Here is a 17,010-nt window from a genome sequence, read left to right as displayed (position 1 = left end):
CAGAAAACTTCTATAAAAGAAGTGCTGGATTTTCTATAGAAGTGTTTGTGATTAAGGCAACCTATTTTATTGGCACCGCTAAAGGGCTCAATACCCCCGAGGTAGTTTACCAAGATAAATATGTGATATAAAATCAATTGCTAGAAAATTACGAATAGTAACAAAAAAAGATAGTAGAAAACAGAACAAAACGATTATACAATGAAGAACATATATCTAATAGTACCAATGCTTTATCTTCTGAACCTTGGCTGTTCAAAATCGGATGATGTACCAGATGCTGAAGGTGATAAAATTTCAAAACTCATTAGCGCTGATTTAGAAACGATGGATTTTCCGGATACGCAACGACTTGAGGAAATAGGTCAATTCGTTTCTATTGAAAATGTTGGAGATGAGAAAATTACATTTACCGATTACGCTATTTCTAACGGATTTATACTTAACGAATTAGAGGTTGCCAAAATGATATCAAATGGATTAAACCCTAGGGATGTAGCTTATTTAGAAGTGGTTTTTGCACCTTCAGAATCTGATAACTATTTGGGAGAACTTGTGCTTTTTAATGATTCTGAAAATAAGCCTGAGTTAAAAATTAATTTGAAAGGAAGGGGTATCCCCAACGAATTTACGCTAAGTTCATTTTTATTAAGAAGTCAGCAAGATGTAGACTTTTTGTCAAAATTTGACATCGTAAATATTGATGTTTTAAGGATTATAGATGGAAATAATCTAGGTCCAGAGAATACTCCTATTGAGAGCTTAGAAGAGCTTACAAACATCACAACCTTACAAGAATTAATTTTGTTTAGAACAGCTAATATTACGTCATTTGATAATTTTGCAAACACAAAAATCACAAGAACACTTGCTATCATCGGACGAGAAGAAGAGGATTTGAGTATGTTTACAAAACTTTTTCGGGAAAACATCACATATCATCTCGGTACTAACGTAAACCTTAAAGATATAAGCGCATTAAGTGTTGTTAACCAAATGAACGGACTCATACTTTTTGATAACCCTCAAATTACAAATCTAAATGCATTTGAAGCAACTACTATTAAAGGTTCTATTTTAATTAGGCTGAATAAGAAGCTAGAAGATTTATGCGGCATAAAAGAGTATGCCCATGTCGTAGAAACTGAAATTGCAGAAAATGGCTTTAATCCTACAAAAGAAGATTATGATGCAGGAAACTGTACATTGAACTAGACCTGGGTCCTGTTGATTTTAAAATGAGTACGAAGTCATAAAAATAAACCCTTGAAAATAAATTTATTTTCAAGGGTTTGCGCTTTCTTTAAAGTGGTGCCTCCAGGAATCGAACCAGGGACACAAGGATTTTCAGTCCTTTGCTCTACCAACTGAGCTAAGGCACCTCGCTAGAAGCGGATGCAAATATAGAACGCTTTTTTTAATCCTCAAAAGAAAAAATTAAAAAAATCGTTTTGTACTTTTATACCCGTTCTACTTTAAAATTGCTCAAATAAAAAGCAGTCATTTTTTGTCTAGACAAAAAAGAAAACTCAATCATAGCCGTAGCTATGGTTGCTTTTTATGTTGAAATATAAACGAAAAAGGGCAATCTTGCCTGCCATCCGTCAGGTAGGCAGGTTTTGATGAGTAATTTTAAAGTAGAATTGGTATTATCTCCAATCATAGCATGCATGAATCTAGTTATAGACGTAGGAAACTCATATGTTAAAATAGGGATTTTTGAACAGGCACAGCTTGTGCAAAAAAAAGTAATCGTTCAAGCTGATTTTAAAAAAACGATAGACGAAGTTAAAAAAGATCATCCTGCTATACGCTATGCTATAGTTGCATCAGTAGCAAACTTACCTGATGGGCATATCACTTACCTTACGTCATTTTTTGATACCCTTATTTTAGATCATTCTGTAGCTATACCTTTTACAAACTTGTATGCAACTCCCAAAACTCTGGGTATAGACAGAATAGCACTGGTAGCGGCTGCAGTAGCTCAATTTCCTAAACAAAACACGCTAATTATTGATGCAGGAACGTGTATAACTTACGATTTTAAAAATAAAAAAGAAGAATATCTAGGGGGGTCCATATCTCCGGGAATCAAATTGAGGTATACTAGTTTGCATACATATACTGCAAAACTACCATTATTATCATTAAAAGAACCGCTGCATGTGATAGGTAGCAATACAGAAGAAGCCATACATGCCGGAGTTGTGCAAGGGGTTTCACTCGAAATTGCCGGATTAATTAATGAATATTGCAACATTTATCCTGATTTAACAGTTATTTTAACCGGAGGCGATGCACATTTTTTGTCTAAAAGATTAAAAAATAGCATATTTGCCACTTCCAATTTTTTATTGGAAGGATTAAACTACATTTTAGCTTTTAATACTAGTAGATGATAAAGAAGATTTTAGTAGTCACCATGGTACTCGTTGCCTTAATGTCTAATGCTCAGGAGGGAACTTCGTCGCCGTACTCTTTTTATGGAGTTGGGATACAAAAGTTCAAGGGGACGGTAGAAAATAGAGCAATGGGGGGATTAAGTATTTATGCAGATAGTATTCATCTAAATCTTCAAAATCCAGCCTCTTTTGGTGAACTCAGGCTTACAGCATATACCGTAGGAGCTTCTTATAATAACTACAACATTAACAGTCAAACCGAGTCTTCGTCTGGTGATAATGCGACACTAGATTATCTTGCTATTGGTATTCCGGCAGGAAAATTTGGGTTTGGATTTGGAGTCATACCTAGTACAGCTGTTGGGTATCAATTAGAAAATACCGATAATTCGGGTCAAGAAGAGCGTTTTACAGGAACGGGAGGACTCAACAAAGTGTTTTTGGCCGCCGGATTTAAAGCTAACGATAATTTAAGTGTGGGTCTAGACCTTAATTATAACTTTGGTAATATAGAAGAGAAATCAATTTTGAGTAGACCCGAAGTACAGTTTGATACCAGAGAAATCACTAATGCCAATTTATCCTCATTTAGTTTATCTTTGGGACTGCGATATAGAACGATGATATCAGAACAGCTAGAGCTATCTGTTTCGGTTGTGTCTACGCCGTCGTTCTCGCTCACCTTTGATAGTACGAGAGAGCTCTCTACTATTTTGCTTGGTAATAATGGACAAGAAATTGTTGTAGACAGACAGGAGACCGTATTAGAAGATAGTGAGATCGATATTCCGGCAGAAGTAAAAGTCGGTGGCGGGATCGGGAGTCCCAAGAAATGGTTTATAGGAGCCGAGTATGTGTATACAGACTCTGGCGATTTTACAGAAGCACTGTTTATAAGAGAAAACGTAGTGTATAGTGATGCTTCAAAATTTAAAATCGGGGGATTTTTTACACCCAAATATAATTCGTTAACCAACTACTTGAGTAGGGTGACCTATAGAGCGGGATTTCGGTATGAAGAAACCGGATTAAATATCAACGATCAGTCTATAGATGAGTTTGGCATATCTTTTGGAGTAGGCTTACCGGTCGGGAGATTATTCTCAAACGCAAATTTTGGATTTGAATATGGCCAACGAGGCACAAAAGATTTCGGACTAGTAAGGGAAGACTTTTTTAATGTCTCTATAAGTTTATCGCTAAACGATAAATGGTTTAGAAAAATAAAATTTAATTAATACAACGTTACAGCTATGAATACCAAACTATTATTTACAATAGCAACAGGATGTGTTCTAGGCGCTACTCAGGTTAGTGCTCAGGCTACAGATTGTGCTACGACAGCCTCGATTGCTTATGAGCATGCTAAAGTAAAAAATTATGAAGCGGCTGAAGAGCCTCTATGGAAAGTAAGAAAAGAATGTCCAACCTACAGTCTGGCAACATATCAATTTGGGGAAAAGTTGCTTAAAGACAAAATGAAAAAGGCATCAGATGCTCAAAAAAGTGCTATCGCAAAAGACATCATCGCCCTTGAGAAAGAACGTTTTCAATACTTTCCTGCCAAAACCAAAATAGGAGATTTACATTCTGATATCGGTCAGTTGATGTTTGACCATAAAATCGGAACCAAAGATGCCCAGTTTGCCGAATTTCATAAGGCATATACCGAAGATAAGAAGAACTTTACCGGAGCTAAGAAACTCTATACGTATTTTTCTCTATTTGTTGATTTACACGATGAAGGAAAAAAAGAACTTCAGGAAGTGTTTGATCTTTATGATGATATTACCGAAAAGATTGAGGAAGAAGAAAGTAAGAGAGCACAAATTATATCTGAATTTACTGAAAAAGAAGAATCAGGTACAGCGCTTTCTTCAAAAGAAAAGAGAAAACTTAAAAATGCAGGAATTAATCTTGCAGCGTTTAGTAAAGTAAAGGCAGGAATCAATCAAAAACTAGGAGTAAGGGCAGACTGTAGCAATTTAATACCGCTATATACTAGTCAGTTTGATGCCAAAAAAGAAGATATCAAGTGGATCAAGAGTGCTTCTAGAAGAATGTATGCCAAAGAGTGTACTGATGACCCCTTATTTTTTAAGTTGGTAGAGTCTCAACATAAACTCGAACCTTCTGCAAAAACTGCTTATTATCTGGGTATACTTGCCAAAAAAGATAATAAAACATCTGTGGCGTTAAAATATTTTAATCAGTCTGCAGAAATGGAAGAAAAAGCTAGTGATAAAGCCAAAGTTTATTTTAGAATCGGAGAAGTACTTAAAAAACAAGGCAGCAAAGGGAAGGCAAGAACGTATTACAGAAAAGCATTGAAGTACAAACCGTCATTAGGAACGGCATATCTTAGAATTGCTAGCATGATTGCAAGTAGTGCGAATAGCTGTGGTACAGATGTATTTAGCAAAAGAGCAGTATATTGGTTAGCCGAAAATTACGCTCGAAGAGCAGGGAAAGTGGATCCAAGTTTGAAATCTACGGCTTCCAAAACTGCAGCTAATTACAAGGCCAAAGCGCCTTCTAAGACTGATATTTTTAACAATCCCGGAGTAACTTCGGTAGCTATTGGATGTTGGATAGGTGAGACTGTAAAAGTGCCTAAACTGTAATGCGACACAAAAAATTTCAAATATTCATTAACTTTGTCACAGCGTTCGTTGTGACATTGTTTTTTTCATGCCAAACGAAAAAAGTTAAGGATCAAAGTTATGTGATTTCTGAAGAAGCACCCATAGGAGAAGCTTTTGATGTAAATCTAAAATATACCGATTCTGGTAGGCTCACAGCAGTACTTAATGCAAAAAAAATACTAGATTATACACATCGCTCTTTTGCATATCATGAGTTTCCCGAAGGTATCATTTTAGATGTAATTGATAAAGAAGGGAAAGTAAGTAAAATAACTGCAGATTACGCAATTTCTTATCGACAAACAGGGTTAATAGACATGAGTGGAAATGTCGATATTAGAACCGCAGATAGCACACACTTAAAAGCAAACCAGCTATATTGGGATCAAAATATCAATTGGGTATTTACAGATCAACCTTATAAAAGTTACCTCCCGGGAGGAGATATTAACGAAGCCGATGGTTTTGATGCGAATCAGGATTTTACTATCTTGAATTCACGAACCAATGATGGTGTAATTCTTATTAAAGAGTAGTTTAGACAAATGATGAAAGTGTTTAAGTTTATCGAATATGCGTATTTAGCAGTGATGTGCTTTTTTCTGTACGAAGCATTTGAAGAATGGAAAGTAGAAGGAGGAAAAGGGTATCTCTATTTGTTTTTTGCAGTAATTGCTCTCTTTATGTTTTTCTTTAAAAGAAATTTTAGAAAGAGGTTTGAAGCCAACAATAAACGTTAATTCATGGAATTGAATGTTGTAGTTATTATCCTGTCTCTTCTGTTGTCGGCATTTTTTTCAGGAATGGAGATTGCTTATGTCTCTTCTAACAAAATCCATATCGAAATAGAAAAAAAACAAGGAGGCTTTATCTCAAACATTCTTACTCGATTAACCAAAAAGCCGTCCAAATTTATAGCCACCATGTTAGTCGGTAATAATATTGCGCTAGTGGTTTATGGCTTTTATATGGGAGAAGTGTTGCTGCATGTTTTTTCTTCTTTTCTTCCTTCATCCTTTAAGATCGTAGATTATTTCTTGATAGAACTCAGGTTGTTAACGCAAACAATTGTTACTACCGGGATTATTTTAATTACTGCCGAGTTTTTACCCAAGGTATTTTTTCAAATCTATTCAAATACGTTGTTGAAGATATTTTCATTTCCTGCCTATATTTTTTACGTGATTTTTTCACCAATCTCATCTTTTGTCATATGGGTTTCAGACGTAGTGCTCAAAAAGTTTTTTAAAACCGAAGGGGATCAGGTACAATTGGCGTTTAGCAAAACAGAACTGGGGGATTATATAAGCGAACAGATGGAAACTGTAGAAGAACATGACGAAATCGACAGCGAAATTCAAATCTTTCAAAACGCATTAGATTTTTCAGATGTTAAATCTAGAGAAGTAATGATACCTCGTACCGAAATAGTAGCTGTAGAAAAATCACAGTCTGTCGATGAGGTAAGTAAATTATTCATAGAAACCGGTCTTTCTAAAATTATAGTGTACGATACTACCGTAGATGATATTATTGGCTATGTACATTCATTTGAATTATTTAAAAAGCCAAATTCTTTACGTAGTATATTGCTTCCGGTAGTTTTTGTTCCTGAAACCATGTTTGTAAAAGATGTGCTTAATAAATTGACCAAAAAGCATAAAAGCATGGCTGTGGTGATCGACGAATATGGTGGGACTAGCGGTATTATTACCGTAGAGGATATCGTAGAAGAACTTTTTGGAGAGATTGAAGACGAGCATGACTCCGTAGCCTTGATCGAAAAACAACTGGATGAGACTACGTATATTTTTTCTGCAAGAATAGAGGTAGATTATCTTAATGAAACCTATAAATTAAATCTACCAGAAGGAGAAAATTATGAAACCTTGGGGGGGTTGATCGTGAATCGCACCGAAGAGATTCCGCAACAGGGAGATGAAGTTACTATCGATCAATTTAAGATAAAGATTATCGACACATCAAACACAAAAATAGAGATTGTAGAGGTTGAAATTGGAGAAATAGAATAACCATTATCTCCGTTATCTTATGCAAAACTTGCAGATGTAAGCCGTATATATCCCAAATTTAGGACTCAAAGTGATTTCTTATTTCACAAGGGTGTAGTCATCCTCTTTTAACCCGCAATGAAACAACGTCTTTCAATGCGGGTTTAACACCACAACTGTTATACTTACCAGAGTTCATTTTGAGGTGTACAATGAACGCGTATTTCTTTAATCATTAATTGGTATTATTACAATAAAATGGTATTTTCGCGCACTATATTTAGAATAAACTTAAATACATCATGGCAGTTTTAAATAAAATCAGACAACGTTCCATTTTTCTTATAGTTATCATTGCTTTGGCACTATTTTCATTCGTGCTTGCCGATTTGATTCGTAACGGTGGGGCCATCTCGCAACGAGCAGAGAATACTATCGCCACCATCAATGGTAAAGATATTGATAGAACTGAATTTGCTAAAAAAGTTGAAACTGCTTCTAGAGGATTTGGAGCCGGTGGATCGAATATGCAAGCGATGAATTATGTATGGAATCAAGAAGTACGTCAAGCTGTATTTGAAGAACAGTTCGATGAGCTTGGCATTAAAGTAGGAGAAGACCAGGTAAATCAATTATTGCAAGAATCTTTGGCCAATGACCCTACGTTTCAAAACGAAGCAGGTGTTTTTGATAAAGTAAAGATGCAGGAGTATGTAGCAAATATAAAAGCAACTTCTCCTCAAGCCTATCAGCAATGGTTAGATTATGAAGACAGAATGAGTAAAAATGCCAAAGAGAGTATTTATTTAAATATGATAAAGGCAGGGGTAGGCTCAACTTTAAAAGAAGGTGAATTGGCCTACAAGATGGAGAATGATAATGTGAGTATAAAATATGTTCAACTGCCATTTTCTAGCATACCAGATACCGAAGTCACTGTGAGTGATGCTGAAATACAAAGCTATATCGATAAACATGCAGATCAATACCAATCTGAAGCTTCACGCAATATTCGCTATGTTTTGTTTAAGGAAGAACCAAGCCATGAGGATGAAAAAGAAGTTACTTCAAAAGTTGAAGCACTATTAAAAGATAGGGTCGAATTTGTAGAAGCGAGTAAAACAAATGACTCTGTAAAAGGATTTAGAAATACAGAAAACGTTGAAGAGTTTGTAAATCAAAATTCATCATTAAAATTTGACGATCGATTTAAATTTAAAAAAGATTTACCAGAGAGTGCTGCCGATACGTTGTATACGATGCAGATTGGTGAGGTGTATGGTCCTTATAAAGACGGTGAATATATCAAGGTGTCTAAAGTAATAGCTCAAAAGCAATTGCCTGATTCTGCCAAAGCAAGCCATATTCTTGTTTCTTGGGAAGGTCTGCGTACTGCAGGAGATTTGAAAAGAACCAAAGAAGAAGCAAAACAACTGGCAGATAGTATCATCGGAGTTGTAAGAGCTGACAAGGATAAATTCTCTACGCTTGCAGCAGAATTTTCAGCAGATAGTTCTAACAAAGATAAGGGCGGAGATTTAGGATATTTTGTACCGGGAGCGATGGTACCGGCTTTTAATGATTATGTTTTCGAGAATGAAGTAGGTGATTTAGGTGTTGTCGAAACACAATTTGGTTATCACGTTATTACTATCGAAGACCAAAAAAATAAACAGAAAGCAATTAAAGTAGCGACAGTAGCACAAAAGATTGAACCTAGTGAAAAAACTATAAACACAATCTTTACAGAAACTACCAAATTTCAGATAGCAGCAAGAGATAAAGATTTTGAAGAGGCTTCTAAAGAAAATGAATTGGAAGTTCGCCCTGTGAATAAAATTAAAGAGCTCGATGAAAATATCCCAGGGATAGGAAGTCAAAGAGCCATAGTGCAATGGGCTTTTAATGAAGAGACCGAGGTAGGTGCTATTAAAAGATTTGATATTGCAGAAGGTTATGCCGTAGTTCAATTAACAGGAAAATCTGCCAAAGGAACCATGAGTGTTGCAGATGCTAGCCCTACAGTAAAACCTATTCTCATAAAAGAGAAGAAAATAGAAAAACTTAAAAGTAAGTTTTCTGGTAGTACATTAGACGAGATTGCGAAAAATACAAGTCAAACGGTAAAAACAGCATCGGCGCTCAACATGAAAACTCCAACAATTAGTGGGGCAGGCACCGAGCCTAAAGTAGTAGGCGCTGCTTTTGCTTTAGAATCTGGTAATGTTTCAGATCCTATTGTAGGTAATAATGGGGTATATGCGATCGAAGTTACAAATAGCACACCTGCTAGTGGTTTAGATACCTATATGAGTTACGCAGCTCAAGCCACAAAAACGCAAGCAGGCGCTGTTAATTCTAAAGTGTTCAACGCACTTAAAGAAGCTGCCGAAATTGAAGATAAAAGGGCAAAATTTTATTAGATACTATTGTATTGTCCTAAATATCCATCTGTACAGTAGATATTTAGGACAATAGCAAATCTCTATTTTGTTTGCCTCACTTTTTGTTCCCATTTCCAGGCAGAATCTAATGAATCCTCTAGACCGCTTTTTGCTTTCCAACCCAGTTCCTGATTGGCTTTTGTAGTATCTGCATAAGCGGCAATAACATCACCATCTCTTCTGCCTACAATTTTATAGTTTAGTTTTTGTTGCGATACCTGCTCAAATGATGTAATGACTTCTAGTACCGTACTGCCTGTACCTGTTCCCACATTAAAAACTTCGTAGTTTGAAGTGTTTTTATCTTGAAGTAAACGTTGTAAAGCGACTACATGAGCTTTTGCCAGATCTACTACATGAATATAATCCCTAATGCAGGTGCCATCAGAGGTGGGATAATCATCACCAAATACTGAAAGTTGCTCACGCAGCCCTATTGCAGTCTGAGTAATAAACGGTATCAAATTTTGTGGCACCCCAAGAGGCAGTTCACCTATTTTGGCAGAAGGATGCGCTCCTATCGGATTAAAATATCGCAATGATATTGCTTTTACATTGGGAGTTACCTTGCACGTATCCTGTATGATTTCTTCACCAATTTGTTTGGTGTTTCCATATGGGGATTCTGCCGCTTTAACGGGTGCATTTTCAGTTATGGGCAACTCATCAGCCTGGCCATAAACTGTACATGATGAACTAAAAATGAAGTTAGCAGCTTCTTGTTCTTGAAGTTGTTGTAATAAGTACACCAAAGTAGTAATGTTGTTTTCGTAATACAACAAAGGTTTTTCTACACTTTCACCTACTGCTTTGGATGCTGCAAAATGAATAACCCCTTTAATGTTTGTATGGCGTTTAAAAAAATCTTGAACTTTTTCTTTTTCTCGTAAGTCGAATATTTCTAGAACAGGCTCTTGTCCGGTGATTTTTGTAATTCCCTTAAGAACTTCTGTAGATGAATTAGAACAGTTGTCGATAATTACTACTTCGAATCCCTCGTTTTGCAATTCTACCACAGTGTGAGATCCAATAAAACCTAATCCGCCGGTTACCAAAATTTTCATATATAGCGTAGTTAAATGTTGTGAATTTATAGAAATAATTAGAGGATTTTAGCAACTTCACCATTTACAAATTCCAAAAATCGCTCATCGTCTTCCGTAAAAGGATCAGTACTGTTAGAATCAATATCAATTTGACCAATATTTTCACCATCTTTAAAAAGCGGAATTACGATCTCTGATTTAACATGAATATTACAGGAGATATAATTGTCTTGTGCCTGAACGTCTGGAACCACAAAATTTTCATTAGATACGGCTACTTGTCCACATATGCCTTTTCCGAAAGGAATGATGTCATGGTCTGTTTTTAATCCGGCATACGAGCGTAATTTTAATTCTTCCTTATCCCCATTTTTAAAGTAAAACCCAACCCAATCATAATACGAAACACGTTCTTTCAAAAGTTCGCAAATGTGTTGAAGTCTTTCGGTAACATCGGTTTCCTGATGTTGTACAATAGCAGTAACTTCGGGTTTCAATTCTTCTAATAGCATTTCTAATAAATTTCAAACAAAAATATTTAAAATATTTATAAACAAAGGGAAACTACGATGGTATTGTTTTGTTAAAAAACTCAAGAAATTAGAAAAGTTCAAATCAGTTCATACGAATTCAGTCGACGAATAGCGTAAATTTGTACACTAATGACATTGAATCCTAAATACGTATACGATGAAGAAATCCAGGATACTAGTAATGCTATTCCTTTTGATCACTGCGCTTTCTTGTAAAAAAGATAGTAAATCTGAAAAAACAATAAGTGAAACCGGTGATCTTAATCAGACCGAATCACGAACCGAAGTGAAATTTTCTGAAGAAAATGTTCAGGCAATTTATGAAAATTATCTTGCTATAAAAGCAGGCTTAGTAAATGCGGATCTGGTTGAGGTAAGAAATTTGTCTAAAAAGTTTGAAGCTATTTTACAAGATTCTGAAGAGCATAAACAGTTAAAAGCGACTTTAAAACTTATTTCTTTAACAAAAGATATCCAAAAACAGCGCGATTTTTTTGTTACCATTACCAATGAGGTAACCCGTATCATAACAAATGCCCAAATCATATCGGGAGCAGTGTATAAGCAGTATTGTCCTATGGCTTTAGAGGGATCTGGTGGATATTGGTTGTCTGATTCTGAAGAGGTTAGAAATCCATACTTTGGCAGTAAAATGCTAAAATGCGGAAGTGTGAAGCAAACGATTCAGTAAACTACTTCGAGCAAGCTCTCAAGGCATGCGTTGAAACAATTTTTCAATTTTAAGCATACCTCGTGAGTATACTACCTTTTGGCGGTACAAATAAAAAATTACTTATATTTAACTCGTTGTGCATTCTGAAAGAAATAGTAAAGAAAAGTATCGATTCGAGTGATTTTTGGTAATAACCTCTCGACTCCGCTCGAGATGACGTAGAGAAAAATCACTAGAATTGACGAATTTTGAATAAAAAAGTCAAAACGCATAGCGGGTTTATGATTAATACAGTACATGACCATAACAAATAGCATGAAAATGATATTTCTACATATTTTTTGATGGTAATTGTGCTGGTAGTAAGCATATAAATCGAAATTGTGTCCAATACGTCATAATTGCAGTATACAAAACAAATATATAGCACTGTGATTATTGAGGGAGCGTTGTTTTTGGTACTTAACCCATAATCGATTTTATAATGCATAATCCGGGTTAAATAGTGTAGCGGTAGGGATAAAACAAAAAACTATGATGATTAGAACGTTAGTAATAGCCATTTTTTTAGCACCTTTTTTTTCTTGTATTACGGTTGTCGAGGACTTTTCTGAAAGTCGAACAGCAGCTCTTATAGAAAAATCCAAAGCATTACGGTTACGAGGGGAAAAAGTCGAGCAAAGCCTACATCATAAAAAAGATTCTATAGAATTGTTATACGGGGACACTAGTACTATTGAAGATGCTTCTGATACTAATGATTTTATCAATATTGAGCGTATCTCTAACGATTTTGTGTTGGATATGAGATATGCGACCAAAAATAATTTTCTTAAAGAAAAAGTATACGCATGTGCAAAATGCTATGTTCGAGATGAAGTGGCAGACGCACTTATTGAAGCCAATCAGGATTTTATAAAACAAGGGTATAGAATCAAGTTTTTTGATTGTTATAGACCCCATAGTGTTCAAAAAAAAATGTGGAAAATTTATCCAAATCCTGGATACGTAGCAAATCCTAAAGGTGGATCTATTCACAATAAAGGTGCAGCTGTCGATATTACCCTGGTAAAATTGGATGGTAGTACAGTAGACATGGGAACAGATTTTGATCATTTTGGAAAAGAGGCTCACCACGCCTATAGAAACCATGCTGAAGATGTATTAAAGCATCGCAAATTGCTTAAAGAAACCATGAATAAACATGGCTTTAGAACGATACGAACAGAGTGGTGGCACTACAATTATAAAAACAGTTTAAAATATAAGATTTCAGACTTTACTTGGGAATGTAATTGAATGAGATAATGTACGTTTTTCTATTTCGAAGGATTCTTACTTCAATAAAAATCGACATACACAGTTGTGAATGTCGATTTTAAGCACAATTATAACATCGGAAAAAATTAGAATTGCTTACCTTTCATAGTGTTCTATATTACAATATTTGAAGAACTATCGCTTGTTGAGGGTATTTTTAATATACTTTTTTTTGAATTTCCGTAAAATCACTCGAATGGTCAGTGTCAGGTTGAATACTGAAACGAGTTTAGCACAAACCCGTTTCAGCTTCTTAGTCTAACCAACCAGCATAAAGTTGATGAGATCCTGAAATAAATTCAGGATGACGCTAATTTAAACCCGGTTTATGCATTAGAATTTCGTTATGAGGGTTGAAAATACTCAATAATCAGTTCTTCTTATTATAAATAGTTATACGCCTTTAATGTGAGAAACTCCTCAAATTCTTTGGTAGTCACTAACGATTTAAAAATTGAAATGGCATTTTGGTAATGTTCAGTCTGAAAAAGCTGTGCACCTACCTGTTTTTCAATAATCGAAAGCTCATTTTCAAATAACCCTTCAAAAAGCTGATGATCTAATGTTCGTCCGTCGTTTAGAGTTACTTCATTATGCAACCATTGCCACAATTGCGTTCGGCTAATTTCGGCGGTAGCAGCATCTTCCATAAGATGATACAAGGCTACAGCGCCATTTCCCTTAAGCCAGTTAGCAATGTAATGAATACCAACATTCATGTTTTCCTGAATTCCTTTTTGTGTTATAGTTCCTTTAGGAATTGCGAGCAAATCTTCTTCAGTAACTTCAATATCATTACGCTTAACGTCCATTTGATTTGCATTAGGCATATGTTGATCAAAAATCTGCATGGCTAGTGGTACCAGATCCGGATGAGCTACCCACGTGCCATCGTGACCATTTTTTACCTCACGCTCTTTATCAGCTTTTACTTTAGCAAATGCTGCGGCATTACGCTCTTCATCATTCTTAATAGGGATTTGAGCAGCCATACCACCAATGGCAAGAATATTTCTTTTATGGCATCGCTGGATCACCAGTTTGCTGTATGCATCCATAAACGGACTTGTCATGGTAACTTGGGCGCGATCGGGAACAACAAAGCCCGTATGATTTCTTAATTTTTTGATATAACTGAAAATATAATCCCATCGTCCGCAGTTAAGCCCTACGATATGATCTTTTAGTGCATATATGATTTCGTCTAACTGAAAACTAGCGGTTATAGTTTCCACCAAAACGGTTACTTTAATACTTCCATGTTCGATGCCAAGATAATCCTCAGAAAAGTCAATAACATCATTCCACCATATAGCTTCGGTAAAATGCTCTAGTTTTGGAAGGTAATAATAAGCTCCCGTTCCATTCTCAATTAATTGCTGATTATTATGAAATACATACAATGCAAAATCAAATAAGGAAGCGCTCATTTCTTGACCATTGCTTAAAAGATGCTTTTCATTAAGATGCAATCCTCTGGGGCGCACCAGTAAAGTAGCAGTTTTTTCTTTGAGCTCATATGTTTTGTCTTTTTTAGAATTATAAAAAGAAATAGTCTTATGTACAGCATCTTTCAGGTTTTTTTGTCCTTGAACACAGTTCTCCCATAGCGGGGCATTACTATCTTCAAAATCTGCCATAAATGTTTTGGCTCCCGAGTTCAAAGCATTAATTACCATTTTTCGATCTACCGGACCTGTGATCTCGACTCTTCTGTCTTGTAAATCATCTGGAATCGGAGCAGCAGACCATTCGCTATTTCGAATTTCTTTGGTATTTTCTGGAAACGAAGGATGAGTTCCCAGGTCGAACAGCTGTTGTTGGTGTTCTCGATTTTTTAAAAGCTCCAGGCGTCGATTATTAAATCGTTCTTGCAGTACTTCTAAAAAAGTGAGTGCACCATCGGTTAGTATATCAGGATAGTAATTTTTCACTTCTTTAGCGAAGCTGATTTTTTGACTAAGGTTTGTTTGAGTTTCCATAGTTTAATTTTTTAAGTGCCTGTTAGGGAACCGCTATGCTCCCACATTAAGAATTTTAAATATTCTCTTTGGTGAAGAAATTTTAAAATTTAGTATTAGTTCGTTTCATTTGAAAAGCTAAAGAAGAGGGTTTTCTATAATAGAATTCCCTCATACAATTACTTTTTTAAGAAACTACCTATTTGTCAAGAACTAATTCTAAATTTTTCTCACTTTTAACAGTGTCAAATTGGTTACTGGTGTTCTTTGTGCCTCCTGCTTTTAAAGCTTGATCGCCTGCAAAAAAGGTCTTATGGTCATCGCCTAAATCTGAACCTGCCATTCGTTGGTGTTTAACGCAAGCAACTCCTTTTCTAATCTCTTGGCGTTGTACAGCATCTACATAAGCGAGCATGCCCATGTCTCCAAAATAGCCTTCTACCAAATCATTCATATGCAGCGCTGTGGTATGATAGGTAGGTAGTGTAATTAAATGATGAAACACCCCTGCTTTGAGCGAAGCTTCTCGCTGAAATGTTCTAATCATCTCGTCTGCCCGATGAGAAAGCGCTGTATGGTCGTACTTTTCATCCATAAGTTCGGCTCGATTATAAGATGAAATATCTTCTCCCGCAGCTTTCATAAGGTCATATGCTTGTTGACGAAAGTTGATGGTCCAATTAAACGATGGAGAATTATTGTATACCAATTTAGCATTGGGAACCTTTTCTTTTACGCGATTCACCATATGCGCAATTTGTTTTACATTGGGTGTGGGAGTCTCTATCCATAATAAATCTGCCCCGTGTTGCAAGCTCGTGATACAATCCAGTACCACGCGATCGATATTCGATCCTTCTTTAAATTTATACAAACCATTATGAAGTCGTATCGGTCGAACAAGTTGATCGTTTCGTTTAAATAACACATCGTTTTCGTTTGTTTCTTCTAGCGTTACTTCTTCAGCTTCAATAAAATCCATGTATTGTGAAGCTAAATCTCCTTTTTCTCGAGATACCGGAAGTTTTTGCGTTAAACCGGCACCCTCAGAATCAGTTCTGGCTACGATAACACCTTCTTCTACACCTAATTCTAAAAAAGCATACCGAAGCGCATTTAACTTCGCGATAAAATCTTCATGCGGAACCGTTACTTTACCATCCTGATGACCACATTGTTTGGCATCTGAAACTTGGTTTTCAATTTGAAGCGCACATGCACCGGCCTCGATCATTTTTTTTGCAAGAAGATATGTAGCTTCTTCATTGCCAAAACCAGCGTCGATATCTGCAATGATAGGAACAACGTGGGTTTCAAAATTATCAATCTCAGCTTGCACATCTTCACCGGCATCCAAACGACGAAAAAGGTCATTAAGTTCAATAGCATCAGCCTGTCTCAAAAACGTGTATATTTCTTCAATTAATTTAGGAACAGCAGTTTTTTCATGCATCGATTGATCGGGCAAGGGGCCAAATTCAGAGCGTAGTGCTGCTACCATCCAGCCTGATAGATATAAATACGTCTTGTTTGTAGCACCTTTGTGTTTTTTTACGGCAATCATCTTTTGTTGCGCAACAAAACCGTGCCAGCAACCAAGCGATTGTGTGTATTGAGAGCTGTCTGCATCGTATGCAGCCATGTCTTTTCGCATAATAGCTGCAGTATACTTGGCAATATCAAGCCCTGTCTTAAATCTGTTTTGTGCAAAGACACGTGCCGCATTTTTCGGAGTGATGGTTGCCCATTGATCTCCATGTTTAGCCTTTAAGTCTCGTACGGTTTCTAGTACTGAATGATACGTAGCCATAATCTAATTTTTAAATATTACTAAATAATTCTATCAACCCTTATGGTTTGAGTGAACAATATTAAAAAAAAGTTTTTTATAAAACAAGCGAACGTTCGCTAAAAGTGAATTTTTTACTTTTTTTTTGGTTTACGCATAAATCACTATTTTTGACTTTATGG

The 17,010-nt window shown here is 35.9% G+C and carries 14 protein-coding genes and 1 tRNA gene; 10 read left to right on the top strand and 5 right to left on the bottom strand.

Features of this window, described 5'->3' with window-relative positions; genetic code table 11:
* The first annotated feature begins 201 nt into the window (after positions 1–201).
* Positions 202–1,215, top strand: coding sequence for a hypothetical protein (locus J8281_RS05810; protein ID WP_210196660.1), 1,014 nt, complete (start codon positions 202–204; stop codon positions 1,213–1,215).
* A 94-nt stretch (positions 1,216–1,309) separates the two neighbouring features.
* Here J8281_RS05810 and J8281_RS05805 read toward each other — a convergent pair.
* Positions 1,310–1,382, bottom strand: a tRNA-Phe gene (locus J8281_RS05805).
* A 288-nt stretch (positions 1,383–1,670) separates the two neighbouring features.
* Here J8281_RS05805 and J8281_RS05800 point away from each other — a divergent pair.
* The 7 genes from J8281_RS05800 (at position 1,671) to J8281_RS05770 (ending at position 9,485) form a co-directional block, all read left to right on the top strand.
* Positions 1,671–2,402 carry a type III pantothenate kinase gene (locus tag J8281_RS05800; protein ID WP_210196659.1) on the top strand — a complete coding sequence of 244 codons (732 nt, stop codon included), beginning with the start codon at positions 1,671–1,673 and terminating at the stop codon, positions 2,400–2,402.
* Complete coding sequence (locus J8281_RS05795) at positions 2,399–3,643, top strand: outer membrane protein transport protein (protein WP_210196658.1); 1,245 nt, start codon at positions 2,399–2,401, stop codon at positions 3,641–3,643. The genes J8281_RS05800 and J8281_RS05795 overlap by 4 nt, the downstream gene beginning before the upstream one ends.
* Positions 3,644–3,658: 15 nt before the next feature.
* A complete protein-coding gene (locus tag J8281_RS05790) occupies positions 3,659–5,029 on the top strand; it encodes a tetratricopeptide repeat protein (protein WP_210196657.1) in 1,371 nt (456 codons plus the stop codon).
* Positions 5,029–5,586 (top strand): LPS export ABC transporter periplasmic protein LptC, encoded by a 558-nt coding sequence (lptC, locus tag J8281_RS05785; RefSeq protein WP_210196656.1) that lies wholly within the window; start codon positions 5,029–5,031, stop codon positions 5,584–5,586. Before J8281_RS05790 ends, lptC begins: the two co-directional genes overlap by 1 nt.
* 9 nt (positions 5,587–5,595) lie before the next feature.
* Positions 5,596–5,790, top strand: coding sequence for a hypothetical protein (locus tag J8281_RS05780; RefSeq protein WP_210196655.1), 195 nt, complete (start codon positions 5,596–5,598; stop codon positions 5,788–5,790).
* A 3-nt stretch (positions 5,791–5,793) separates the two neighbouring features.
* Entirely contained in the window at positions 5,794–7,083 is a 1,290-nt protein-coding gene (locus J8281_RS05775) for a hemolysin family protein (protein ID WP_210196654.1), read from the top strand.
* A gap of 281 nt (positions 7,084–7,364) precedes the next feature.
* Positions 7,365–9,485 carry a peptidylprolyl isomerase gene (locus tag J8281_RS05770; RefSeq protein ID WP_210196653.1) on the top strand — a complete coding sequence of 707 codons (2,121 nt, stop codon included), beginning with the start codon at positions 7,365–7,367 and terminating at the stop codon, positions 9,483–9,485.
* A 62-nt stretch (positions 9,486–9,547) separates the two neighbouring features.
* Here J8281_RS05770 and galE read toward each other — a convergent pair whose 3' ends face one another.
* Together galE and J8281_RS05760 are read right to left on the bottom strand one after the other, a co-directional pair.
* A complete protein-coding gene (galE, locus tag J8281_RS05765) occupies positions 9,548–10,570 on the bottom strand; it encodes a UDP-glucose 4-epimerase GalE (protein WP_210196652.1) in 1,023 nt (340 codons plus the stop codon).
* Between the two features lie 38 nt (positions 10,571–10,608).
* Complete coding sequence (locus J8281_RS05760; RefSeq protein WP_210196651.1) at positions 10,609–11,064, bottom strand: GAF domain-containing protein; 456 nt, start codon at positions 11,062–11,064, stop codon at positions 10,609–10,611.
* A 178-nt stretch (positions 11,065–11,242) separates the two neighbouring features.
* Between J8281_RS05760 and J8281_RS05755 the strand changes: the two genes are divergently transcribed.
* Positions 11,243–11,776: a DUF3347 domain-containing protein gene (locus J8281_RS05755; RefSeq protein ID WP_210196650.1), complete on the top strand. Its 534-nt coding sequence runs from the start codon at positions 11,243–11,245 to the stop codon at positions 11,774–11,776.
* Positions 11,777–12,292: 516 nt separating this feature from the next.
* Complete coding sequence (locus J8281_RS05750) at positions 12,293–13,057, top strand: M15 family metallopeptidase (RefSeq protein ID WP_246848987.1); 765 nt, start codon at positions 12,293–12,295, stop codon at positions 13,055–13,057.
* Between the two features lie 404 nt (positions 13,058–13,461).
* On the opposite strand, the gene aceB is transcribed toward J8281_RS05750, so the two are convergent.
* Together aceB and J8281_RS05740 are read right to left on the bottom strand one after the other, a co-directional pair.
* On the bottom strand, positions 13,462–15,060 hold the full coding sequence (gene aceB, locus J8281_RS05745) for a malate synthase A (protein ID WP_210196649.1): 1,599 nt from the start codon (positions 15,058–15,060) through the stop codon (positions 13,462–13,464).
* Positions 15,061–15,238: 178 nt separating this feature from the next.
* On the bottom strand, positions 15,239–16,849 hold the full coding sequence (locus J8281_RS05740; protein WP_210196648.1) for an isocitrate lyase: 1,611 nt from the start codon (positions 16,847–16,849) through the stop codon (positions 15,239–15,241).
* Between the last annotated feature and the right edge of the window lie 161 nt (positions 16,850–17,010).

The organism is Aquimarina sp. U1-2 (assembly GCF_017897595.1).
In the GTDB taxonomy this organism is placed as follows: domain Bacteria; phylum Bacteroidota; class Bacteroidia; order Flavobacteriales; family Flavobacteriaceae; genus Aquimarina.
The sequence above is the reverse complement of the archived record's forward strand: the minus strand, read 5'-3'. Positions and strand labels throughout refer to the sequence as shown.

Excerpts from the sequence above, each read along its gene's own strand:
- J8281_RS05800 (WP_210196659.1), top strand. The coding sequence starts at position 1,671 with ATGAATCTAGTTATAGACGTAGGAAACTCATATGTTAAAATAGGGATT.
- J8281_RS05740 (WP_210196648.1), bottom strand. The coding sequence starts at position 16,849 with ATGGCTACGTATCATTCAGTACTAGAAACCGTACGAGACTTAAAGGCT.
- J8281_RS05780 (WP_210196655.1), top strand. The coding sequence starts at position 5,596 with ATGATGAAAGTGTTTAAGTTTATCGAATATGCGTATTTAGCAGTGATG.
- J8281_RS05770 (WP_210196653.1), top strand. The coding sequence starts at position 7,365 with ATGGCAGTTTTAAATAAAATCAGACAACGTTCCATTTTTCTTATAGTT.
- J8281_RS05790 (WP_210196657.1), top strand. The coding sequence starts at position 3,659 with ATGAATACCAAACTATTATTTACAATAGCAACAGGATGTGTTCTAGGC.
- J8281_RS05810 (WP_210196660.1), top strand. The coding sequence starts at position 202 with ATGAAGAACATATATCTAATAGTACCAATGCTTTATCTTCTGAACCTT.
- J8281_RS05760 (WP_210196651.1), bottom strand. The coding sequence starts at position 11,064 with ATGCTATTAGAAGAATTGAAACCCGAAGTTACTGCTATTGTACAACAT.
- J8281_RS05775 (WP_210196654.1), top strand. The coding sequence starts at position 5,794 with ATGGAATTGAATGTTGTAGTTATTATCCTGTCTCTTCTGTTGTCGGCA.
- lptC (WP_210196656.1), top strand. The coding sequence starts at position 5,029 with ATGCGACACAAAAAATTTCAAATATTCATTAACTTTGTCACAGCGTTC.
- aceB (WP_210196649.1), bottom strand. The coding sequence starts at position 15,060 with ATGGAAACTCAAACAAACCTTAGTCAAAAAATCAGCTTCGCTAAAGAA.
- galE (WP_210196652.1), bottom strand. The coding sequence starts at position 10,570 with ATGAAAATTTTGGTAACCGGCGGATTAGGTTTTATTGGATCTCACACT.
- J8281_RS05755 (WP_210196650.1), top strand. The coding sequence starts at position 11,243 with ATGAAGAAATCCAGGATACTAGTAATGCTATTCCTTTTGATCACTGCG.
- J8281_RS05795 (WP_210196658.1), top strand. The coding sequence starts at position 2,399 with ATGATAAAGAAGATTTTAGTAGTCACCATGGTACTCGTTGCCTTAATG.
- J8281_RS05750 (WP_246848987.1), top strand. The coding sequence starts at position 12,293 with ATGATGATTAGAACGTTAGTAATAGCCATTTTTTTAGCACCTTTTTTT.